This is a genomic window from Thauera aromatica (assembly GCF_023093595.1).
Taxonomy (GTDB): Bacteria; Pseudomonadota; Gammaproteobacteria; order Burkholderiales; family Rhodocyclaceae; genus Thauera; species Thauera aromatica_A.
In genome coordinates this window covers 1-694 of sequence record NZ_JALLIK010000012.1, presented here as the reverse complement: position 1 = coordinate 694, position 694 = coordinate 1, and the positions used below count along the sequence as shown (strand labels likewise).

Sequence of the window (694 nt, the reverse complement as noted above, 5' to 3'; positions counted from 1 at the left end):
CAAGATCAAGAAGGGCAAGGGCCGGGTGGTCAATGCGCGTTTTTATGCGATGTGCTCGCACTACCTCTTCGATCCGGACTTCTGCAACGTGGCCAGTGGTTGGGAAAAGGGTATCGTCGAGAAGAACGTGCAGGACAGCCGGCGGCGAATCTGGCAACAGGCCGGCGAAGAGCGCTTTGGCTCGATGGCCGAGCTCAACACCTGGCTGCTGGCGCGCTGTCGCAGCCTGTGGCAGGAACTGCGCCATCCGCAGTACGCGCTGACGATTGCCGAGATGCTCGAGCACGAGCAGGCCCATCTGATGCCGATGATCGCGCCCTTTGATGGATATGTGGAAGCCCCAGGCCGGGTATCGAGCACCTGCCTGGTGACGGCGGACCGCAATCACTACTCGGTGCCGTGCGAATGGGCAGGCAAGCTGATCAGCAAGCGCTTTTATCCGGAGCGGATCGAGTTCGTCGGTGATGAAGTGGTAGTGGCCAGCCACCCCCGCTTGTTCGAGCGCGAGCAGACCTGCTACGACTGGCGTCACTATCTGCCGCTGCTCGAACGCAAACCCGGTGCGCTGCGCAATGGCGCACCCTTTGCCGAGATGCCCGAAGCACTCCTTCGGTTGCAGCGACTGCTGCTGCGCCGCGACGGCGGTGACCGGGTGATGAGTCAGGTGCTCACGATGGTCCCCAAGGTCGGCCTG

Annotated in this window: 1 protein-coding gene; it reads left to right on the top strand. The window is 62.5% G+C overall.

What is annotated here, in order from left to right; translation table 11 throughout:
- Positions 1-694 (top strand): Mu transposase domain-containing protein (locus MXC99_RS00265; protein WP_432654213.1); only part of this gene is annotated, 694 nt, incomplete at both ends.